Origin of the sequence: Nocardioides sp. cx-173 (assembly GCF_021117365.1) — a bacterium.
In the GTDB taxonomy this organism is placed as follows: domain Bacteria; phylum Actinomycetota; class Actinomycetes; order Propionibacteriales; family Nocardioidaceae; genus Nocardioides.
In genome coordinates this window covers 3,865,504-3,880,572 of the sequence record NZ_CP088262.1, presented here as the reverse complement: position 1 = coordinate 3,880,572, position 15,069 = coordinate 3,865,504, and the positions used below count along the sequence as shown (strand labels likewise).

Annotated in this window: 14 protein-coding genes; 12 read left to right on the top strand and 2 right to left on the bottom strand. The window is 72.2% G+C overall.

Annotated features, from left to right (window positions below; genetic code table 11):
• Nucleotide 1 precedes the first annotated feature (1 nt).
• From LQ940_RS18955 to LQ940_RS18905, 11 genes are all read left to right on the top strand, one after another.
• Entirely contained in the window at nucleotides 2–943 is a 942-nt protein-coding gene (locus tag LQ940_RS18955; RefSeq protein WP_231241556.1) for a GntR family transcriptional regulator, read from the top strand.
• The gene (locus LQ940_RS18950) at nucleotides 940–1,917 is read left to right on the top strand and encodes a hypothetical protein (RefSeq protein WP_231241555.1); all 978 of its coding nucleotides are present in this window, start codon (nucleotides 940–942) and stop codon (nucleotides 1,915–1,917) included. The genes LQ940_RS18955 and LQ940_RS18950 overlap by 4 nt, the downstream gene beginning before the upstream one ends.
• A gap of 24 nt (nucleotides 1,918–1,941) precedes the next feature.
• Nucleotides 1,942–3,357 (top strand): 4-hydroxyphenylacetate 3-hydroxylase family protein, encoded by a 1,416-nt coding sequence (locus LQ940_RS18945; RefSeq protein ID WP_231241554.1) that lies wholly within the window; start codon nucleotides 1,942–1,944, stop codon nucleotides 3,355–3,357.
• A complete protein-coding gene (locus tag LQ940_RS18940) occupies nucleotides 3,354–4,535 on the top strand; it encodes an amidase family protein (RefSeq protein ID WP_231241553.1) in 1,182 nt (393 codons plus the stop codon). Before LQ940_RS18945 ends, LQ940_RS18940 begins: the two co-directional genes overlap by 4 nt.
• Nucleotides 4,532–5,407: a polysaccharide deacetylase family protein gene (locus tag LQ940_RS18935; RefSeq protein ID WP_231241552.1), complete on the top strand. Its 876-nt coding sequence runs from the start codon at nucleotides 4,532–4,534 to the stop codon at nucleotides 5,405–5,407. The genes LQ940_RS18940 and LQ940_RS18935 overlap by 4 nt, the downstream gene beginning before the upstream one ends.
• On the top strand, nucleotides 5,404–6,558 hold the full coding sequence (locus LQ940_RS18930) for an amidase family protein (protein WP_231241551.1): 1,155 nt from the start codon (nucleotides 5,404–5,406) through the stop codon (nucleotides 6,556–6,558). Before LQ940_RS18935 ends, LQ940_RS18930 begins: the two co-directional genes overlap by 4 nt.
• Nucleotides 6,555–7,976 (top strand): NAD(P)-binding domain-containing protein, encoded by a 1,422-nt coding sequence (locus LQ940_RS18925; protein WP_231241550.1) that lies wholly within the window; start codon nucleotides 6,555–6,557, stop codon nucleotides 7,974–7,976. Before LQ940_RS18930 ends, LQ940_RS18925 begins: the two co-directional genes overlap by 4 nt.
• Nucleotides 7,963–8,829, top strand: a complete 867-nt coding sequence (locus LQ940_RS18920) for a hypothetical protein (protein ID WP_231241549.1) — start codon at nucleotides 7,963–7,965, stop codon at nucleotides 8,827–8,829. The genes LQ940_RS18925 and LQ940_RS18920 overlap by 14 nt, the downstream gene beginning before the upstream one ends.
• A complete protein-coding gene (locus tag LQ940_RS18915; protein WP_231241548.1) occupies nucleotides 8,826–10,280 on the top strand; it encodes an amidohydrolase family protein in 1,455 nt (484 codons plus the stop codon). The genes LQ940_RS18920 and LQ940_RS18915 overlap by 4 nt, the downstream gene beginning before the upstream one ends.
• A complete protein-coding gene (locus tag LQ940_RS18910; protein WP_231241547.1) occupies nucleotides 10,277–10,795 on the top strand; it encodes a flavin reductase family protein in 519 nt (172 codons plus the stop codon). The genes LQ940_RS18915 and LQ940_RS18910 overlap by 4 nt, the downstream gene beginning before the upstream one ends.
• Before the next feature lie 63 nt (nucleotides 10,796–10,858).
• Nucleotides 10,859–12,148, top strand: coding sequence for an HNH endonuclease (locus LQ940_RS18905; protein WP_231241546.1), 1,290 nt, complete (start codon nucleotides 10,859–10,861; stop codon nucleotides 12,146–12,148).
• Nucleotides 12,149–12,391: 243 nt separating this feature from the next.
• Here LQ940_RS18905 and LQ940_RS18900 read toward each other — a convergent pair whose 3' ends face one another.
• The gene (locus LQ940_RS18900) at nucleotides 12,392–13,000 is read right to left on the bottom strand and encodes a class I SAM-dependent methyltransferase (RefSeq protein WP_205293126.1); all 609 of its coding nucleotides are present in this window, start codon (nucleotides 12,998–13,000) and stop codon (nucleotides 12,392–12,394) included.
• Between the two features lie 162 nt (nucleotides 13,001–13,162).
• Between LQ940_RS18900 and LQ940_RS18895 the strand changes: the two genes are divergently transcribed.
• Nucleotides 13,163–13,630: a hypothetical protein gene (locus tag LQ940_RS18895; RefSeq protein ID WP_231241545.1), complete on the top strand. Its 468-nt coding sequence runs from the start codon at nucleotides 13,163–13,165 to the stop codon at nucleotides 13,628–13,630.
• 141 nt (nucleotides 13,631–13,771) lie between these two features.
• Here LQ940_RS18895 and LQ940_RS18890 read toward each other — a convergent pair whose 3' ends face one another.
• Nucleotides 13,772–15,046, bottom strand: a complete 1,275-nt coding sequence (locus LQ940_RS18890) for a hypothetical protein (RefSeq protein WP_231241544.1) — start codon at nucleotides 15,044–15,046, stop codon at nucleotides 13,772–13,774.
• Nucleotides 15,047–15,069 lie beyond the last annotated feature (23 nt).

The window sequence follows — 15,069 nt, the reverse complement described above, 5'->3', positions numbered from 1 at the left end:
CGTGGAGGTCGCGCCCGGCGTGGACGAGGTCTACCGCCGCATCCTGGACAGGATCCTCAGCGGGTACTACCCGACGGGGTCCCGCCTGCCGTCGTGCCGGGCGCTGGCCACCGAGCTCGGCTCGAACTCCTCCACGGTGGACCGGGCCATCGGCCGGCTCGCCACCGGCGGCCGGGTCCGCACGGTGCCGCGGCGCGGCACCTTCGTGGATCAGCAGGACGGCGTCACCGTCGATGCCCGCGAGGTGGTCGCCACCGAGCTCGACGAGGTGCTCCTGCGCGCCCGCCGGCTCGGGTTCACCGCCCTCGAGCTGACCGGCATGGTCGAGGTCGCCCTGGACCGCGTGGACTCGGTGCGGCGGATCGCCGTCGTCGAGTGCAACGAGCGCGACCTGCGCCACGTGCAGAGGCTGGTGCAGCGCGCCAGCGGCGTGGAGGTGCAACCGGTGCTGCTGGCGGAGGCGGCCGGCCGGGTGCTCGACGAGGAGTTCGACGCCGTCGCCGTGCCGATCTTCCACCTCAACGACATCGCCGACCTGGTCAAGGACCTCGACCAGGTCGTCGAGCTCAACCTCGTCGCGTCGCCGGCTGCCCTGCGGCGCATCATCGGCGTGCGCGACCAGGAGAGCCTCGTCGTCGTGGCTCCGAGCGCGCGCGGCGTGCAGTGGATGACCGCGCTCGTCGGGCAGTACTACCCCGGGCACATCCAGGGCGTCGAGCTCGGCCCCGACGCGCCGGACGACGGCGCGTGGTTCGAGGGCGAGCCGGTGCTGGTCGTCAACAACGCCGCCACCCTCGGGCCGATCGCGGAGGCGAAGGCCGGCCAGGTCATCGCCATCGAGTGGGAGCTCGACGGCCGCTTCAACGCGGCTCTGCGAGCACGCGTCGAGAACGTCATCAGCGCCCGGGCGGTCGTGCCCGGGCCAGGAACAGGAGAAGCATGAAGCTGAAGCTCGGGTTGTCGGAGTCCGCACGCACGCGGCCGCTGGCCGACGGACGGGTCGTCGTCGACGGCTTCGACGCCGACGTCACGCTGACCGGCGTGCAGGCCCTCTTCAACCAGCAGACGGTGGAGCACACCTACGACGCGTGCGAGTTCCCGATCGCGACGTACCTGCGAACCCTGCAGGATCCGGCCCGCCCGTACCTGGCCGTGCCGGTGTTCCCGTCGCGGCACTTCCGCCTCTCGTGCATCTTCGTCAGCGAGCACGCCGACGTGCGGACCCCGGCCGACCTCGCCGGCCGGCGCATCGGGATCTCCGTCTTCGACATGGCAGCCGGTGTCTGGCTGCGCGGCATCCTGCACGACCACTACGGCCTGGACAGGTTCGCGCCGACGTACGTCATCGGCGGTCTCGAGGAGGCACGGAGCGGCGACGAGCACCCCCAGGTCTATCCCGACGGGTTCTCCTTCGAGTCCCGCTCGGATGCCAGCCTGGCCGAGCTGCTGGCCGCGGGCGAGATCGACGCCCTGATGACGGCCCGCGCCCCGTCGACGTGGCCCGGCGGGGGCGTGCGGCGACTCTTCGACGACCCGCGCCCGGCCGAGCAGGACTACTTCCGCACGACGGGCATCTTCCCGGCCATGCACGTGCTCGCTGTGAAGCGGCCACTCGCCGAGGCGCACCCCACGCTGCCGATGGCGCTCTACGACGCGTTCGTGCGCGCCCAGGCGCTCGCCCGGACGGACCTCTTCGACTCGACGGCGCTGGACACGGTGCTGCCCTGGCAGCTGGAGGAGCTGCTCGCCACCGAGCGCGACCTCGGGCCCGACCTCTGGGCGTCCGGTGTCGCCGCCAACCGACCCATGCTCGAGCAGGTCGTCGACTACTGCGTCGCCGACGGCCTCATCGGCACCCGCTTCACCGTGGAGGAGCTCTTCGCCGGTCCCGGCGCCGAGCAGATCCTCGCCACCTGAACGACTTTCGAAGGAGAGTGCACCTTGCGCACCGGAGCCGACTACACCGCCGCTCTCGACGACGGCCGGTCCGTCTACGTCGACGGCGAGCTCGTGGCCAACGTGGCCGAGCACCCGGCGTTCGCCGGGGTCGTGCAGACCATGGCGGCCGTCTACGACGCCTCGTGCCTGCCCGGCTCGCCGCTCGTCGACCCCGAAACGGGCCGGCTCGCGATCTTCACGGTGCCGCGGACCCGGGAGCAGCACGAGCGCCGCAAGGCCACCCTGGAGGAGTGGTCCAGGCTGACCCACGGGTTCATCGGCCGCGGGCCGGACCACGTCTCCGGCCTGCTCGCCGGCTTCTCCTCGCGCCCTGAGCTCTTCGACACCGACACCCACCAGCTCGGCAAGAGCGTCCTCGCCTACCACGACAAGGCGGCGGCCGAAGGGCTGTGGGTGACGAACTCGATCGTGCCGCCGCAGCAGAACCCCAACGACCCGACCAGCCGGGTGCGGCCGGTCGTCCTGGTCGAGGAGAACGACCTGGGCATCGTGGTCGACGGCGCCCAGATGCTCGGCACCGGCGCGGCCGTGGCCGACGCGATCTTCGTGACGAGCATCCGGCCGCTCGCGCCCGAGGAGACGGCGCGGGCGCTGTCCTTCGTCGTGCCCATCGGGACGCCGGGCCTACGGCTGCTCTGCCGCAGGCCCTACGCCACCGCGGGCGAGGTCTTCGACTACCCGCTCTCCAACCGCTACGACGAGACCGACGCGATGGTGGTCTTCGACCGGGTCCTGGTGCCGTGGGAGTCGGTGTTCGCCGCGGGCAGCGTGCAGGTGGTCAACAGCCAGTTCTTCGGCACCGCCGCGCACCAGATCGGCAACCTCCAGTCGATCGTCCGGCTCACGGCGAAGCTGCGCTTCCTCACGGGCGTCGCGAGCCTGGTCGCCAAGGCCAACGGGCGCGACACCGACATGGCCATCAAGGGCCAGCTCGCCGAGATCTCCATGATCCAGACCGTCTGCGAGGCCCTCACGGAGTCGGCGCACGCCTTCGCCGAGCCCGATGAGCACGGCGTGCTCCGACCGGCCGGCAAGTACCTCTACGCGGCCCTCGGCATGCAGACCGAGGTCTACCCCCGAGCGGTGAAGCTGCTCGGCGAGCTCGCCGGTGGTGGCGTGATCCAGGTGCCGTCCTCCGTGCGCGACTTCGAGGACCCGGTCGCGGCCGAGGGGATGGACGTCGTCATGGGCTCCGACCACCTGCCGGTCCGGGAGAGGGTGAAGCTCTTCAAGCTCGCGTGGGACCTCGTCGGCTCGGAGTTCGCGGGGCGCCACGTCCAGTACGAGCGCTTCTACTCCGGCAACGCGGCCGTCGTCCGGGCCCAGGCGCACCGCTTCTACCCCTTCGCCGAGACCGAGGCTCTCGTCGGCGACTTCCTGGGGACCTACGGGCTGTGACCGGGGCACTCGCACCTGACGGCGACGTGCGCCTGCGGCCCACGTCCCACGGGCCGCTGGACGACGTGCGGGTCGTCGTCAAGGACCTCTACGACGTGGCCGGTCGGGTCACCGCGGCCGGCAACCCCACCCTGGCGGCGGCAGCCCCGGCGACCCGGCACGCCGCCGCCGTCGCCAGGGTGCTCGGCGCCGGCGCGAGTGTCGTCGGCAAGAGCGCGACCGACGAGCTCGCGATGGGCATGTTCGGCGTCAACAGCCACTTCGGCACGCCGGAGAACCCCGCCGCGCCCGACCGGGTGCCCGGAGGGTCCTCGAGCGGATCGGCGAGCGCCGTCGCCGCCGGCGACGCCGACCTGGGGCTCGGCACCGACACGGGCGGGTCGATCCGCTCGCCCGCGTCGTTCTGCGGGCTGGTCGGGCTCCGGCCGACGCACGGGCGCATCGACACCGCCGGGGTCCGTCCGATGGCGCCGCGCTTCGACACCGTCAGCCTGCTCGCGCGCACGCTCGGCCCGGTGGCGGCGGCGTTCGGGGTGCTCGCCCACGACGCGGCGGGGCGGGGACGCGATGACGTGCGCCGCCTGGTGCTGCTCACCGACCTGCTCGACCTGGCGACTCCCGACGTGGCCGCCCACGTACGGCAGGTGGCGGCGGCCTGGGCCGACCGCCTCGGCCTGCCCCTGGTGGAGGAGCCGCTGCTCGTCTCCCCCCTGCCCTCCGAGCTGCTACCCGTCTTCTGGCCGCTGATGAGCCGCCAGGTCTGGGAGAGCAACGGGGAGTGGGTGCTGCGCGACGAGCCCGAGCTCGGGGAGGGCATCCGCGAGCGCATCCTCGCGGCCGCGGACGTCACCGACGCCGAGGTGCGCGCCGCCGAGGCCCAGCAGGTGCTGCTGGTGGAGCGACTGACGGCGCTGCTCGACGACGGGCTCGCCGTGCTGCCGACCACGGTGGACGCGGCGCCGCTGCGCGACCTGCCGCATGCCGACCTGATCGCCTACCGCGACCGCAACCTTGCTTTCGTCGTGCCGGCCTCCCTGGCCGGCGTGCCCCAGCTCTCACTGCCCACCGGCACCGTGGTGCACCGGACCGCCGGCACGACGGCGCCGATCGGCACCTCCCTGCTCGGCCTGGCCGGCGACGACGAGCTGCTGCTGGCCCTCGCCCAGGAGATCGCATGAGTGAGCGCAGGCCCCCGGCGCCGTTCGCCCTCTCCTCCGAGGCACAGCGGTTGGAGCCGCTCGACGGGGCCTCGGTCCTCGTGAACGTCGTGGTCAACCTCGAGCACTGGACCCTCGACCGGCCGATGCCGCGGGCAGCGCTGCCGGCACCCGGCGGGCTCACGGTCGTCCCGGACGTCGCCAACCACTCGTGGGTGCTCTACGGCCTGCGCGCGGGGCTGCCGCGGCTCGCGGAGGCGCTCGCGCCGCTCGGCAGCGCGGTCACGGTCGCGCTCAACGCCGACGTCATCGATCACTACCCCCAGGTCGCCGACCTGGTCGAGGCGCGCGGCTGGGAGGTGGTCGCCCACGGCGTACGGCAGCAGTCGATCCAGTCGTACGAGGCCGAGGAGCCGGTCATCGCGGAGGCGCTGACGCGCATCGAGGCGCGCTTCGGGCGCCCTCGCGGCTGGCTCAGCCCGGGCATGAACCAGACCGACGACTCGCTCTCGTTGATGCGAGCGGCCGGGCTGGAGTTCAACCACGACTGGATGGTCGACGACCGCCCGGTCTGGCTCGGCACCGACCACGGGCCGATCCTCGGGCTGCCCTACACGCTCACGCTGAACGACGTCACGACCTACCAGGTGGGCCTCCAGCCCGACGGCACGCTCGAGGACCGCGCGCTCCGCACGCTCGACCGGCACACCCACGAGGCCGCCCGCAACCCGCTGGTCATGCCGATCGGGCTGCACCCGCACATCATGGGCGTCCCGCACCGCATCGGGGAGCTGGAGCGGATCGCCTCCGCCGTCGCCTCGACCGTGGGCGTCGCCGCGGTGACGTCGTCGCAGATCCACGACTGGTACGCCGCGCAGGTGCCGGCCCCATGACGCTGCGCAGCGCCGACGCCACCCTGCGCGCCTTCACCCACGTCGCCGACGACCGGTCGCACGGGGACGGGCCGCTCGCCGGGATGCCGGTCGTGGTCAAGGAGATCATCGACGTCGCCGGGATGCCCGTGGGGCTCGGCTCGGCACTCTTCGCCGACCGGGTGCCCCGGACCGACGCGGAGGCCGTCGCCCGCCTACGGGCCGCCGGCGCCGTCATCGCCGCGATCACGACCAGCACACCCTTCGCCTGCGGCACCACGACGCCCACCGACAACCCGCGCGCTCCCGGCCACACGCCGGGCGGCAGCTCGGCGGGGTCGGCCGCTGCGGTCGGGGCCGGCCTCGTGCCGGTCGCGCTGGCGAGCCAGTCGCAGGCCTCGACGATCCGGCCGGCGTCGTACTGCGGCGTGTGGGGGTTCAAGCCCAGCCACCTCGCCCTGCCGCGTGGCGGGATGCACCTGCTCTCCGACACCCTCGACGACCTCGGCGTGATGGCCTCCTCGCTGACCGACCTGAGCGCCGTGCTGGACGTGCTGGGCGTCGTCCCGGGTCCGCCGGCACCGCCTCGAGTCGGGCTGCTGAGGCTCGACGACGGCGGGCTCCCGCGTCCCGAGACCCGCGCGGCGCTCGCCGGGCTCGTCTCCCGGATGCGCGGGCTCGGGGTCGAGATCGTGGACGCCGACCCGGGGCTCGCGGCGTTCGACGCCGCGGTCGTGGGGTCCGGCCAGGCCTGCTTCGACCTGTTCGCGGGGGAGTCGGCGGCGCTGCTGCGCACCTACGTCGCGGCCGGCGAGCCCGACCCCCGGCTGAGGGAGATGGTCGCCCACGCCGACGCGATCGGGCCGGAGGGGCTCGCCGCCGCGCTGCGGCATCGCGCCGAGCTGCAGGCGGCCTGGGCCGATCTCACCCCGACGGTCGACCTCGTGCTGACCCTGTCCACCACCAACCCCGCCCCGTCCGGCCACGCCACCACCGGCTGTCGGCGGATGCCCGCGACCGCCTCGCTGCTCGGCGTGCCGGCGCTCTCGGCGCCCTGGCTCACCGTCGACGGGCTGCCGCAGGGCGTCCAGCTGCTCGGTTTCGCCGGCGGTGACGCGGCGCTGCTCGGCGGGGCCCGCTGGCTCGACACCCTTCTACAAGGAGACCGATGACTGCGCTCGACACACTCGAGGAGCGGGTCCGCCGCGACCTCGAGCTCACCGCCTACCCGCGACCCGAGTGGGTCCGCCCGCGCACCCGGGACGGCGAGCACGTGCTCGACGTGCTCATCGTCGGCGCCGGCCAGGCGGGGCTCACGGTGGCCTTCGCCCTCAAGCGGCGCGCCGTCACCAACGTCCTCCTGCTCGACGCCGCGCCCGCCGGCAGCGAGGGCCCGTGGACGACGTACGCCGCCATGCACACGCTGCGGACCCCCAAGACCCTCACCGGTCCCGACCAGGGGCTGCCGTCACTGACCCCGGAGGCGTGGTACCGCGCCGCGCACGGCGACGCCGCCTGGGAGGACCTGCGCTTCATCCCCAAGCACCACTGGCAGGCCTACCTGGACTGGTTCCGCAAGGTGACCGAGCCCCGGGTGCACAACGGCGTGAGCGTCACGGGCATCCGGCCCGCCGGCGACCTGCTCGAGGTGGAGACCAGCGAAGGCGTGCGGCTCGCGCGGCGGGTCGTGCTCGCGAGCGGCCTCGCCGGCAACGGCGAGTGGACCGTGCCCCGGATGGTCCGCGACGCGCTGGCGCCCCACCGCTACGCGCACACCGGCGAGCGGCTCGACTTCGCGCGGTTCGCCGGCCAGCGGGTCGGCGTGCTCGGCGGCGGCGCCTCGGCGTTCGACTACGCAGGCGCGGCACTCGAGCACGGCGCCGCCAGCGTCGACCTCTTCTACCGCCGCCCCGAGGTGCCGCGCGTGAACCTGTTCCGGTGGATGGAGTTCTACGCCTTCGGCGCGCACTTCCCCGACCTGCCCGACGAGGACAAGTGGCGCTACTCCGTGCACTTCCAGCGCATGAACCAGCCACCGCCGCAGGCCAGCTGGCACCGCTGCACGGGGTGGGACTCCTTCGCCTGGCACACCTCGGCCGACTGGAAGTCCGTCGAGGTCGACGGCGACCCCGGGACCGGCGAGATCGTGGTGGCGACGGGGGCGGGAGAGTTCCGGTTCGACGCGGTGATCAGCGCCACCGGTCCCAACGTCGACCTGGCCGCGCGGCCCGAGCTGCGCGACGTGGCGCCGTACGCCGCGACCTGGGCCGACCGCTTCACGCCACCGGCGGGCTGGGAGGACCAGGCCACCGCCGGCTACCCCTACCTCGACGGTGACTTCGGCTTCACCGAGCGCACGCCCGGCTCTGCCCCGTGGTTGAGCCGGGTCCACGACTTCACCTACGGCGCGCGCGTGTCGATGGGGCTCAACGGCAACATGAACTCCGGGCTCGGCGCCGGGGGCCGCCGCCTCGCCGACGCCCTCTCCCGCTCGCTCTTCCTCGAGGACGGTGCCGCGTTCCTCGAGGACTACACCCGCTACGACCTCGCCGAGCTCACCGACCTGGGGAGGCCGGATGGTGGGCGCTGAGCGGGACCTGGTCGGCTACGGCCGCGACCGCCCCGACCCGCGGTGGCCGGAGGGGGCGCGCCTCGCCGTCAACATCGCGGTCAGCGTCGAGGAGGGCGCCGAGCGGGGGGAGTGGCCGCTGACCGACGCCGGCGCCGCGGGGGGCGACGTGCCGGGCCGCGACCTCGCGGCCGAGTCGATGATGGACTACGGCAGCCGGGTCGGCTTCTGGCGCGTGCACCGGCTGCTCACCGAGCGTGGCCTGCCCGCCACCCTGTCCGCCTGCGCGCTCGCGCTCGAGGCCAACCCCCTCATCGCGCCCGCGGCCCGGAGCGCGGGATGGGACCTCATGGCGCACGGGCTCGGCTTCGACAAGCACTACCTGATGGACGTCGACGAGGAGCGCGCCGCGATCACGGCCGCGGTGGCGTCGCTGACCCGGTCGTGGGGAGCCCCGCCCGAGGGCTGGTACTGCCGCTACGCCCCCTCGGCGCAGACCCGGCGGCTGCTGGTCGAGCACGGGCTCGCCTACGACTCCGACGCCTACGACGACGAGCTGCCGTACTGGGTCGCGGTCGCCGGACAGCGCCACCTCGTCATCCCGCACACGTTCTCCAACAACGACAACAAGTACGCCAAGGGCTGGTGGTCGACCTCGGAGGACGCATTCGTCTACCTACGCGACGCCTTCGACGTGCTGTACGCCGAGGGCGGGGGAATGCTCGTCGTCTCGGTGCACCCGCGGCTGACCGGCCATCCGGCCCGCGCGGCCGGTCTGGCGCGCTTCCTCGACCACGTCGTGGCCCACGAGGACGTGTGGGTCACGACGCGCGCAGCGGTCGCCCGGCACTGGCGCGAGGAGCACGCGCCGTGAGGACGCTGCTGACCGGTGGCGTCGTGCTGACCGGACCGGCCTGGGTGCCCAGCGTCGCCGACGTGCTCGTCGAGGACGGCTGCGTCGTCGAGGTCGGCCGGCTCGAGGGCGCCGAGCGCCTCGACGCCGCGCGGGTCTCGCTCGAGGGCCGGCTCGTCATGCCCGGCCTGGTCAACGCCCATACCCACTCACACACCCTCCCGGCGCGGGGCGCGTCTCGCACCTGGACCCTCGAGGACTCGCTGCTCAACGGCGGCTGGATGTCCGGCGCGCGCAGCGAGGAGCTCGCCGAGCTGTGTGCGCTGCTGGCCGCCACGGAGATGATCGCCTCCGGCGCGACCGGCGCCTTCGACCTGATGGCCCAGGCCGGCGGACCCGACCTCGCCGGGCTCGCGGCCGCCGTCCGCGGCTACGCCCGCGCCGGGCTGCGCGTCGTCCTCGCGCCGATGGTGGCGGACCGCTCCGTGCACGAGGCGGTGCCGGCGATCGGCGGGTGCTGCGGGGTTCCCACCGGCGGCGTACGGGCCGAGACGGTCGTGGCCCGGTGTCGCGAGTTCGCGGCGCAGTCCTTCCCACCGCTCGTGGCTCCCGCGGTCGCGCCCACGATCCTCGCCCACTGCACGCCCGAGCTGGTCGCGGGGCTCCTGGCGCTCGCCGACGAGCACGACCTCCGGGTGCACACGCACCTGGCGGAGTCCAAGCCCCAGGCACTCAGCGGTGCGGCCCGCTTCGGGCGGTCCATCACCTCCGAGCTCGCCCGGCAGGGGGTCCTCGGGCCGCGGCTGACGGCGGCGCACGCGATCTGGCTCTCCGCCGAGGACCGGGGACTGCTCGGCGCGACCGGCTCGGTCGCGGTCGCCGTACCGGGCTCCAACCTGCGGCTGGGCTCCGGCACCGCCGACACCCGCGCCCTGCTCGAGGCCGGGGTGACGCTCGCCGTCGGCACCGACGGGGCGAACTCCGCGGACGCCCTCGACGTCCTCGACGCCGCCCGGCTCACCGCGCTGATGTCGCGGACGTCGACGCGGCCGGCCTCCTCGTGGCTGACGGTGGAGGAGGTGCTGACGGCGGCGACCGCCGGTGGTGCCGCCGCCTGCGGGTGGGATGACGTCGGGCGGATCGCGCCCGGGTACGCCGCCGACCTCGCGGTCCTGGACCTCGGGGCCCGTGCGTTCCTGCCACCCAACGACCTCGCCAACCAGGTGCTCACCGCGGCCCGGGCAGCGGACGTCACTGACGTGATGGTCGCCGGGCGCTGGGTCTACCGCGACCGCGGGTTCCCCGGCCTCGACGTGGCCGCCGCGGAGGAGCGCTTCCGCGAGCTGTGCGCCGCCTGGCACGACCAGGCCGCACCCGCCCGCGCCGCCGCGGCCCGCGACGTCGACCGCGCCGCCCCGGCCCTCGCCGCCCTGCGCGCTGAGCCCTGGCCCGACGAGCGGCTGCTGCCGTGACCACCGACGACCGGCTCGAGGTGGAGCTCGTGCACCGCGTGGACGCCGACGAGCTGCGCCGTACGATCGCCCGGGTGCCCGCGCCGGTGACGATCGTCGCCGCCCACACCAGCGACGGACCGGTCGGCTTCACCGCCAGCAGCTTCGTCAACATCTCCGTCGAGCCCCCGCTCGTCGGCGTCCTCGTCGGCGCCACCTCGCGCTCCTACGACCACTTCCTCCGGGCCGACCGGGTCGCCATCAACCTCCTCGCCGACCACCACAGCGAGGCCGCGGTGGTCTTCGCGGGCAAGGGCGACGACAAGTTCGACCACGTCGACCTCGACCCGGACTTCCCGGCCGCCCCGGTCATCATCGACGCGATGGGCGTCCTCGTCGGCCGCGTTGCCCAGCGGCCCGTGCTCGGCGACCACCTGCTGCTGGTCGTCCACGTCGAGCAGGTGGCCCGCCGCGTCAAGGCGCCGTTGGTCTACCAGGACCGCAAGTTCCGGGCGCTGGCCGACCTGCAGCTTTAGACGTCGCAGCGCACAGTCCACACGCACTTGCCGGGCCGGCCGCCGTCGCGTATAATCGAACACATGTTCGAGGTCAACGATCCTATCGACTCCACCGTTGTGGTGGGGCTCGCCGGCGTGCTCGCGGAGGCTCCGCTCGCGGACGACCCCGTCGATCAGGTCGACGAGATCCGCGCGCTCGAGACGCTGGTCTGTGCCGCCCAGGCGCGGCAGCAGCGACTGACCACGGCCTATGCGGAGAGCCGCGACGACCCGCGCAGCGTCGCGGCCGAGGTCGCGCTCGCGCGGCGCGAGTCGCCGCACCGCGGCCGTCAGCACCTCGGGCTCGCGCTGGTCGCCGGCGAGCTGCCGCACACCATGGCGGCGTTCCGTGCCGGCCGCGTCACCGAGTGGCGGGTCATGAACGTCGCGCGCGAGACCGCCTGCCTCTCCCTCGAGGATCGGGCCGAGGTTGACCGCGCGATCGCCGCCGACCCCGACGCCTTCGAGGCGTGCTCGGACCGCGAGGTGCTCGGCCGGCTGCGCTCGCTGGCCGCCCGCCTCGACCCGGCCTCCGTGGCCGAGCGCCGCCGCCGGGCCGAGTCCGGGCGCGGCGTCACCATCCGGCCCGCGCCCGACACGATGGTCTACCTGACGGCGCTGCTGCCCGTCGCCGACGGCGTCGCGGCGTACGCCGCCCTCTGCGCCGAGGCCGACCGGGCCCGGGCCGCCGGCGACCCGCGCGGCCGCGGGCAGGTGATGGCCGATGCGCTCGTCGCCCGCGTCACCGGGTGCGCGGCCGACGACGCCGGGCGCCCGGTCGTCCCGGTCGCGATCGGGGTCGTCATGAGCGACCGGACGCTCCTCGCCGGCGCCCATGACCCGGCCGGCCTCGTCGACCACGGACCGATCCCCGCCGACCTCGCCCGCGAGCTCGTGCTCCGCAACCTCGACGCCCACCAGCGCACCTGGGTCCGCCGCCTCTACGCCCGGCCCGGCACCGGCGAGCTCGTCGCGATGGACTCGCGCCGTCGGGTCTTCCCCCGAGCGCTCGCCTCGTTCGTCCGGTTGCGCGACCAGTGGTGCCGCAGGCCCTGGTGCAACGCCCCGATCCGCCACACCGACCACGTGGTCCGCGCCGCCTCCGGCGGCCCCACCTCCGCCGCCGACGGCCAGGGCCTCTGCGAGTCGTGCAACTACACCAAGGAGTCGCCCGGCTGGCACCACCAGCCCCGCCCCGGCCCCGACCGCCACGCCGTCGACATCACCACCCCGACTGGCCACGAGTACCGGTCGACCTCGCCACCCCTCCTCGCCTCACCCCGCCCCGCCTTCCGCCAGGTCGCCCCGGGGCGGTGGGTGCTGGGCGCGTAGGTGCTGCGTTAGCGGTGGGAAGGGGCACGTCCAACGCGCGCGGACCGCGGCGTGTCCGGGCGGATCACGAAAGAGCGCGGTTGATCGCACGCGCCTGGTACGTGCAATCCACCGCACTATTTCCAACCGCCCTGATCTCGGCATGACAGCGCGCGGATCGCGGCATGAGCGGGCGGGCCCGCAGGGTGGCATGGGCATCACTCCGTTGGCGAAGTAGCACTTCGCGGCGACGTTCGTCCGGTTTCAAACTGCCCGCGCGGCGACGGCGGCGTACTTCCGACCCGGGCGCTCCGCGAACTCCCGTTGTAGGCGCTCCACCTCGGCGAATCCAGCCTCGGTAACGCGTCGCACCATCAGGTCACACGGCCAGCGGTACGCGGTGTGGACAGCGTGGTCGAACGAGGCGACCTCGTCGTCACTGTCAAAGAACCCGAGGACCAGCGTGCCGGACGGGGCAAGGAGGCGGCGGAACTCGGCGAGCACGCCGTCCAGGTCTGCCGGGGGAACGTGGATCGTTGAGTACCAACTGAGGATGCCTGCTATGGAGTTGGCCGCTAGGTTCAGGTCGGTCATTGAGTCCAGTCGGAATTCCGGGCCGGGATGGTTGGCGCGAGCATGGCTGATGAACTCCGGCACCACGTCAATGCCGGTGACTTGGACGCCGCGCTGGTGCAGATCGGCAGTCCAGTGCCCGGGTCCGCAGCCGAGGTCGAGCACGGGGCCTTCGCTACCGGCGAGGTGCCGCCGGATGAACGTCGCGTCGGCCTTGTCCGCGTCCCAGTCCCCGTCGAACAGGTCGACGTACTGCTGCGATTTCGACGAGTAGGCGTCGCGCACCGAGCGGAGATCCACGACGGCAGGCTAACGGCCCGCCACCGAAAAGTTCCTCATGCCGTTACCCGACTCTCGGCAGAAGAGTGTGTGCGGCTCGCGGTGGTAGGACGCGGGCGCGCGGAGGCTGCGTTACCACGCGCATGGCGGCCGAGTGTCAGACCCAGCGGTACCGTCGACCTCGTGGGCACGGACTGGCTGGACGAGACTCATCGCAGAGTCGGCGCTATCTGCCACCGTTCGACCTGGCTGGAGTACCAGTTGGAGATTGCTTACATGGAGTTAGCCGACACTGACGACCTCACTGCGACCCAGGGCCAGTGGTACTCGGCCCTGATCAAGATGATCAAGCAGGTGCTTGCCCGTGGGGTGGTAATCCACGATGGGCACGAGGTTGCGCTCCGTGACTTGCTGTCCCGAATCAGTAAGACCATGAAGCTTCGAGATCGCGTTGTGCACTCGACGTGGATTAGGAAGAACTCGACGAAGCCAGGTCACGTGACTGGCCAACGCTGGTACCGAAATCGAGAAGAGACCCGCGACTGGACGATGGCCGAACTCGACCAGATCGCTCACGACCTTCAAGCGCTTGCCGACGAGCTGAGCACGACAGCGTGGAACGCGATCAAGCCACCTGAGCAGTGGGTCTGAGTTCTACTGGTACGCGTATCCCTGAGATGCCGCGACGAATGGCGATGGCATGGTCGATTCCGCTTCGCTACACGTAAGCAGGCGGCGTATCCCGTCCGACTCCGAGTCTGAGAATCGTCCGATTCGGGGCCGGCTCCGGATCTAGTGTCCCCATAGCTCCTCGCGAACGTTCCGTCCGAGGGATCCGAGCCCCTTCGAGAAGAGGTGACGGCTGGCGTCTGGAGATCCCAGGCAGTGATCGAGGAGGGTGGCTGTGAGGAGCCACCTCCCTGAAACCTCCAGAGCATGGACCGTACTCGGATCCGGGGTGTTGGGTCGGAAGTGCTTCAGGTCGAGATAGGCCTTCCAGAAGTTCTTGACCCACTGATCTGAGTCTCCGATCCAGGAGTTCCAAGCGGAGTCGACGTGCCGAGTCAAAGCACTGGGTAGGTCCTCCCCGGTCTTCCTCTTCGCCCAAGGCGCCGAGCGGGCGTTGCTGGCTACCCAGTACTCCATAGCCGCGGCCGTCGACAGGATGCGCGACTCAGGCGTCTGAATTGAGGAAAGGGCGTGCCGAACTAAGGGCTCGACCGCGCGACGGTCTTCGAGCACGAGGCGAACCCAGCTAGCAACTCCCCGAATCCCTCCAATGTTGTCGAGCCCGAGGTGCGGGAACTCGTGGGTGAGGTCGCCAGGCGGGCCAAGCCCGATCATCGTTCGCTCCCACAACGAGCAATAAACATCTTGTGTGTGTGCGAATCGCACGCCTCCACTTGAAGCTAGCGGCGTCTCCTTGTGCGCTACGGCTAGGAGGGCATGGACCGCGTCCAGCCGAACAAGGTGCTCGCCAATCGGCCGTCGCTCCTCGGACTCGATCGTGATGACGAGGGGTGCGGTGAGGGTCCGGCGATCGTAGGGGCCGGTGACCGTATGTCCGGAGGAGAACCTCAGCGTGTATCCATCACCGAGTGGAACAGTGGTGCCGGCGTCCCATCGCAGTTGCGCCGTCCATCCGACGACCTTGCCGTCTTCGATGATCGGTTCTTCGTTCAGCCTTCGCTCACCTGACCAACTGGACAGGCCGTAATAGTGAAGCTGAACGGCAACAACGGTGTCGTCGTCGATGTCCTGCGCAGGTGGATCAAGCACCAGGCACCGAGATCGGTATCTCGCTGTGCAGAGGCCGCCCCACGAACCACTTCGCTGCGCAATCGACAGCATTAGGACGTCGCCCGCCTGAGTTTCCCCGAAGACGGCACGGCAAGCCTGGGGTAAGAGATCGTCGTCGAGGTGATCACCGCTGGCCATGAAGGTGACCTCAGCGTGCTCATCGTTGAGCCGGATGGTGCCGTTCGCCGGTTCGAGTCCCTCGGCGAGCAACGGCTGGAAGGTTCCGATGACGCCGTCACGGATTCGCGCCCACTGATTCGACGTCATGGGGACACGCTAGGTGAGGGACG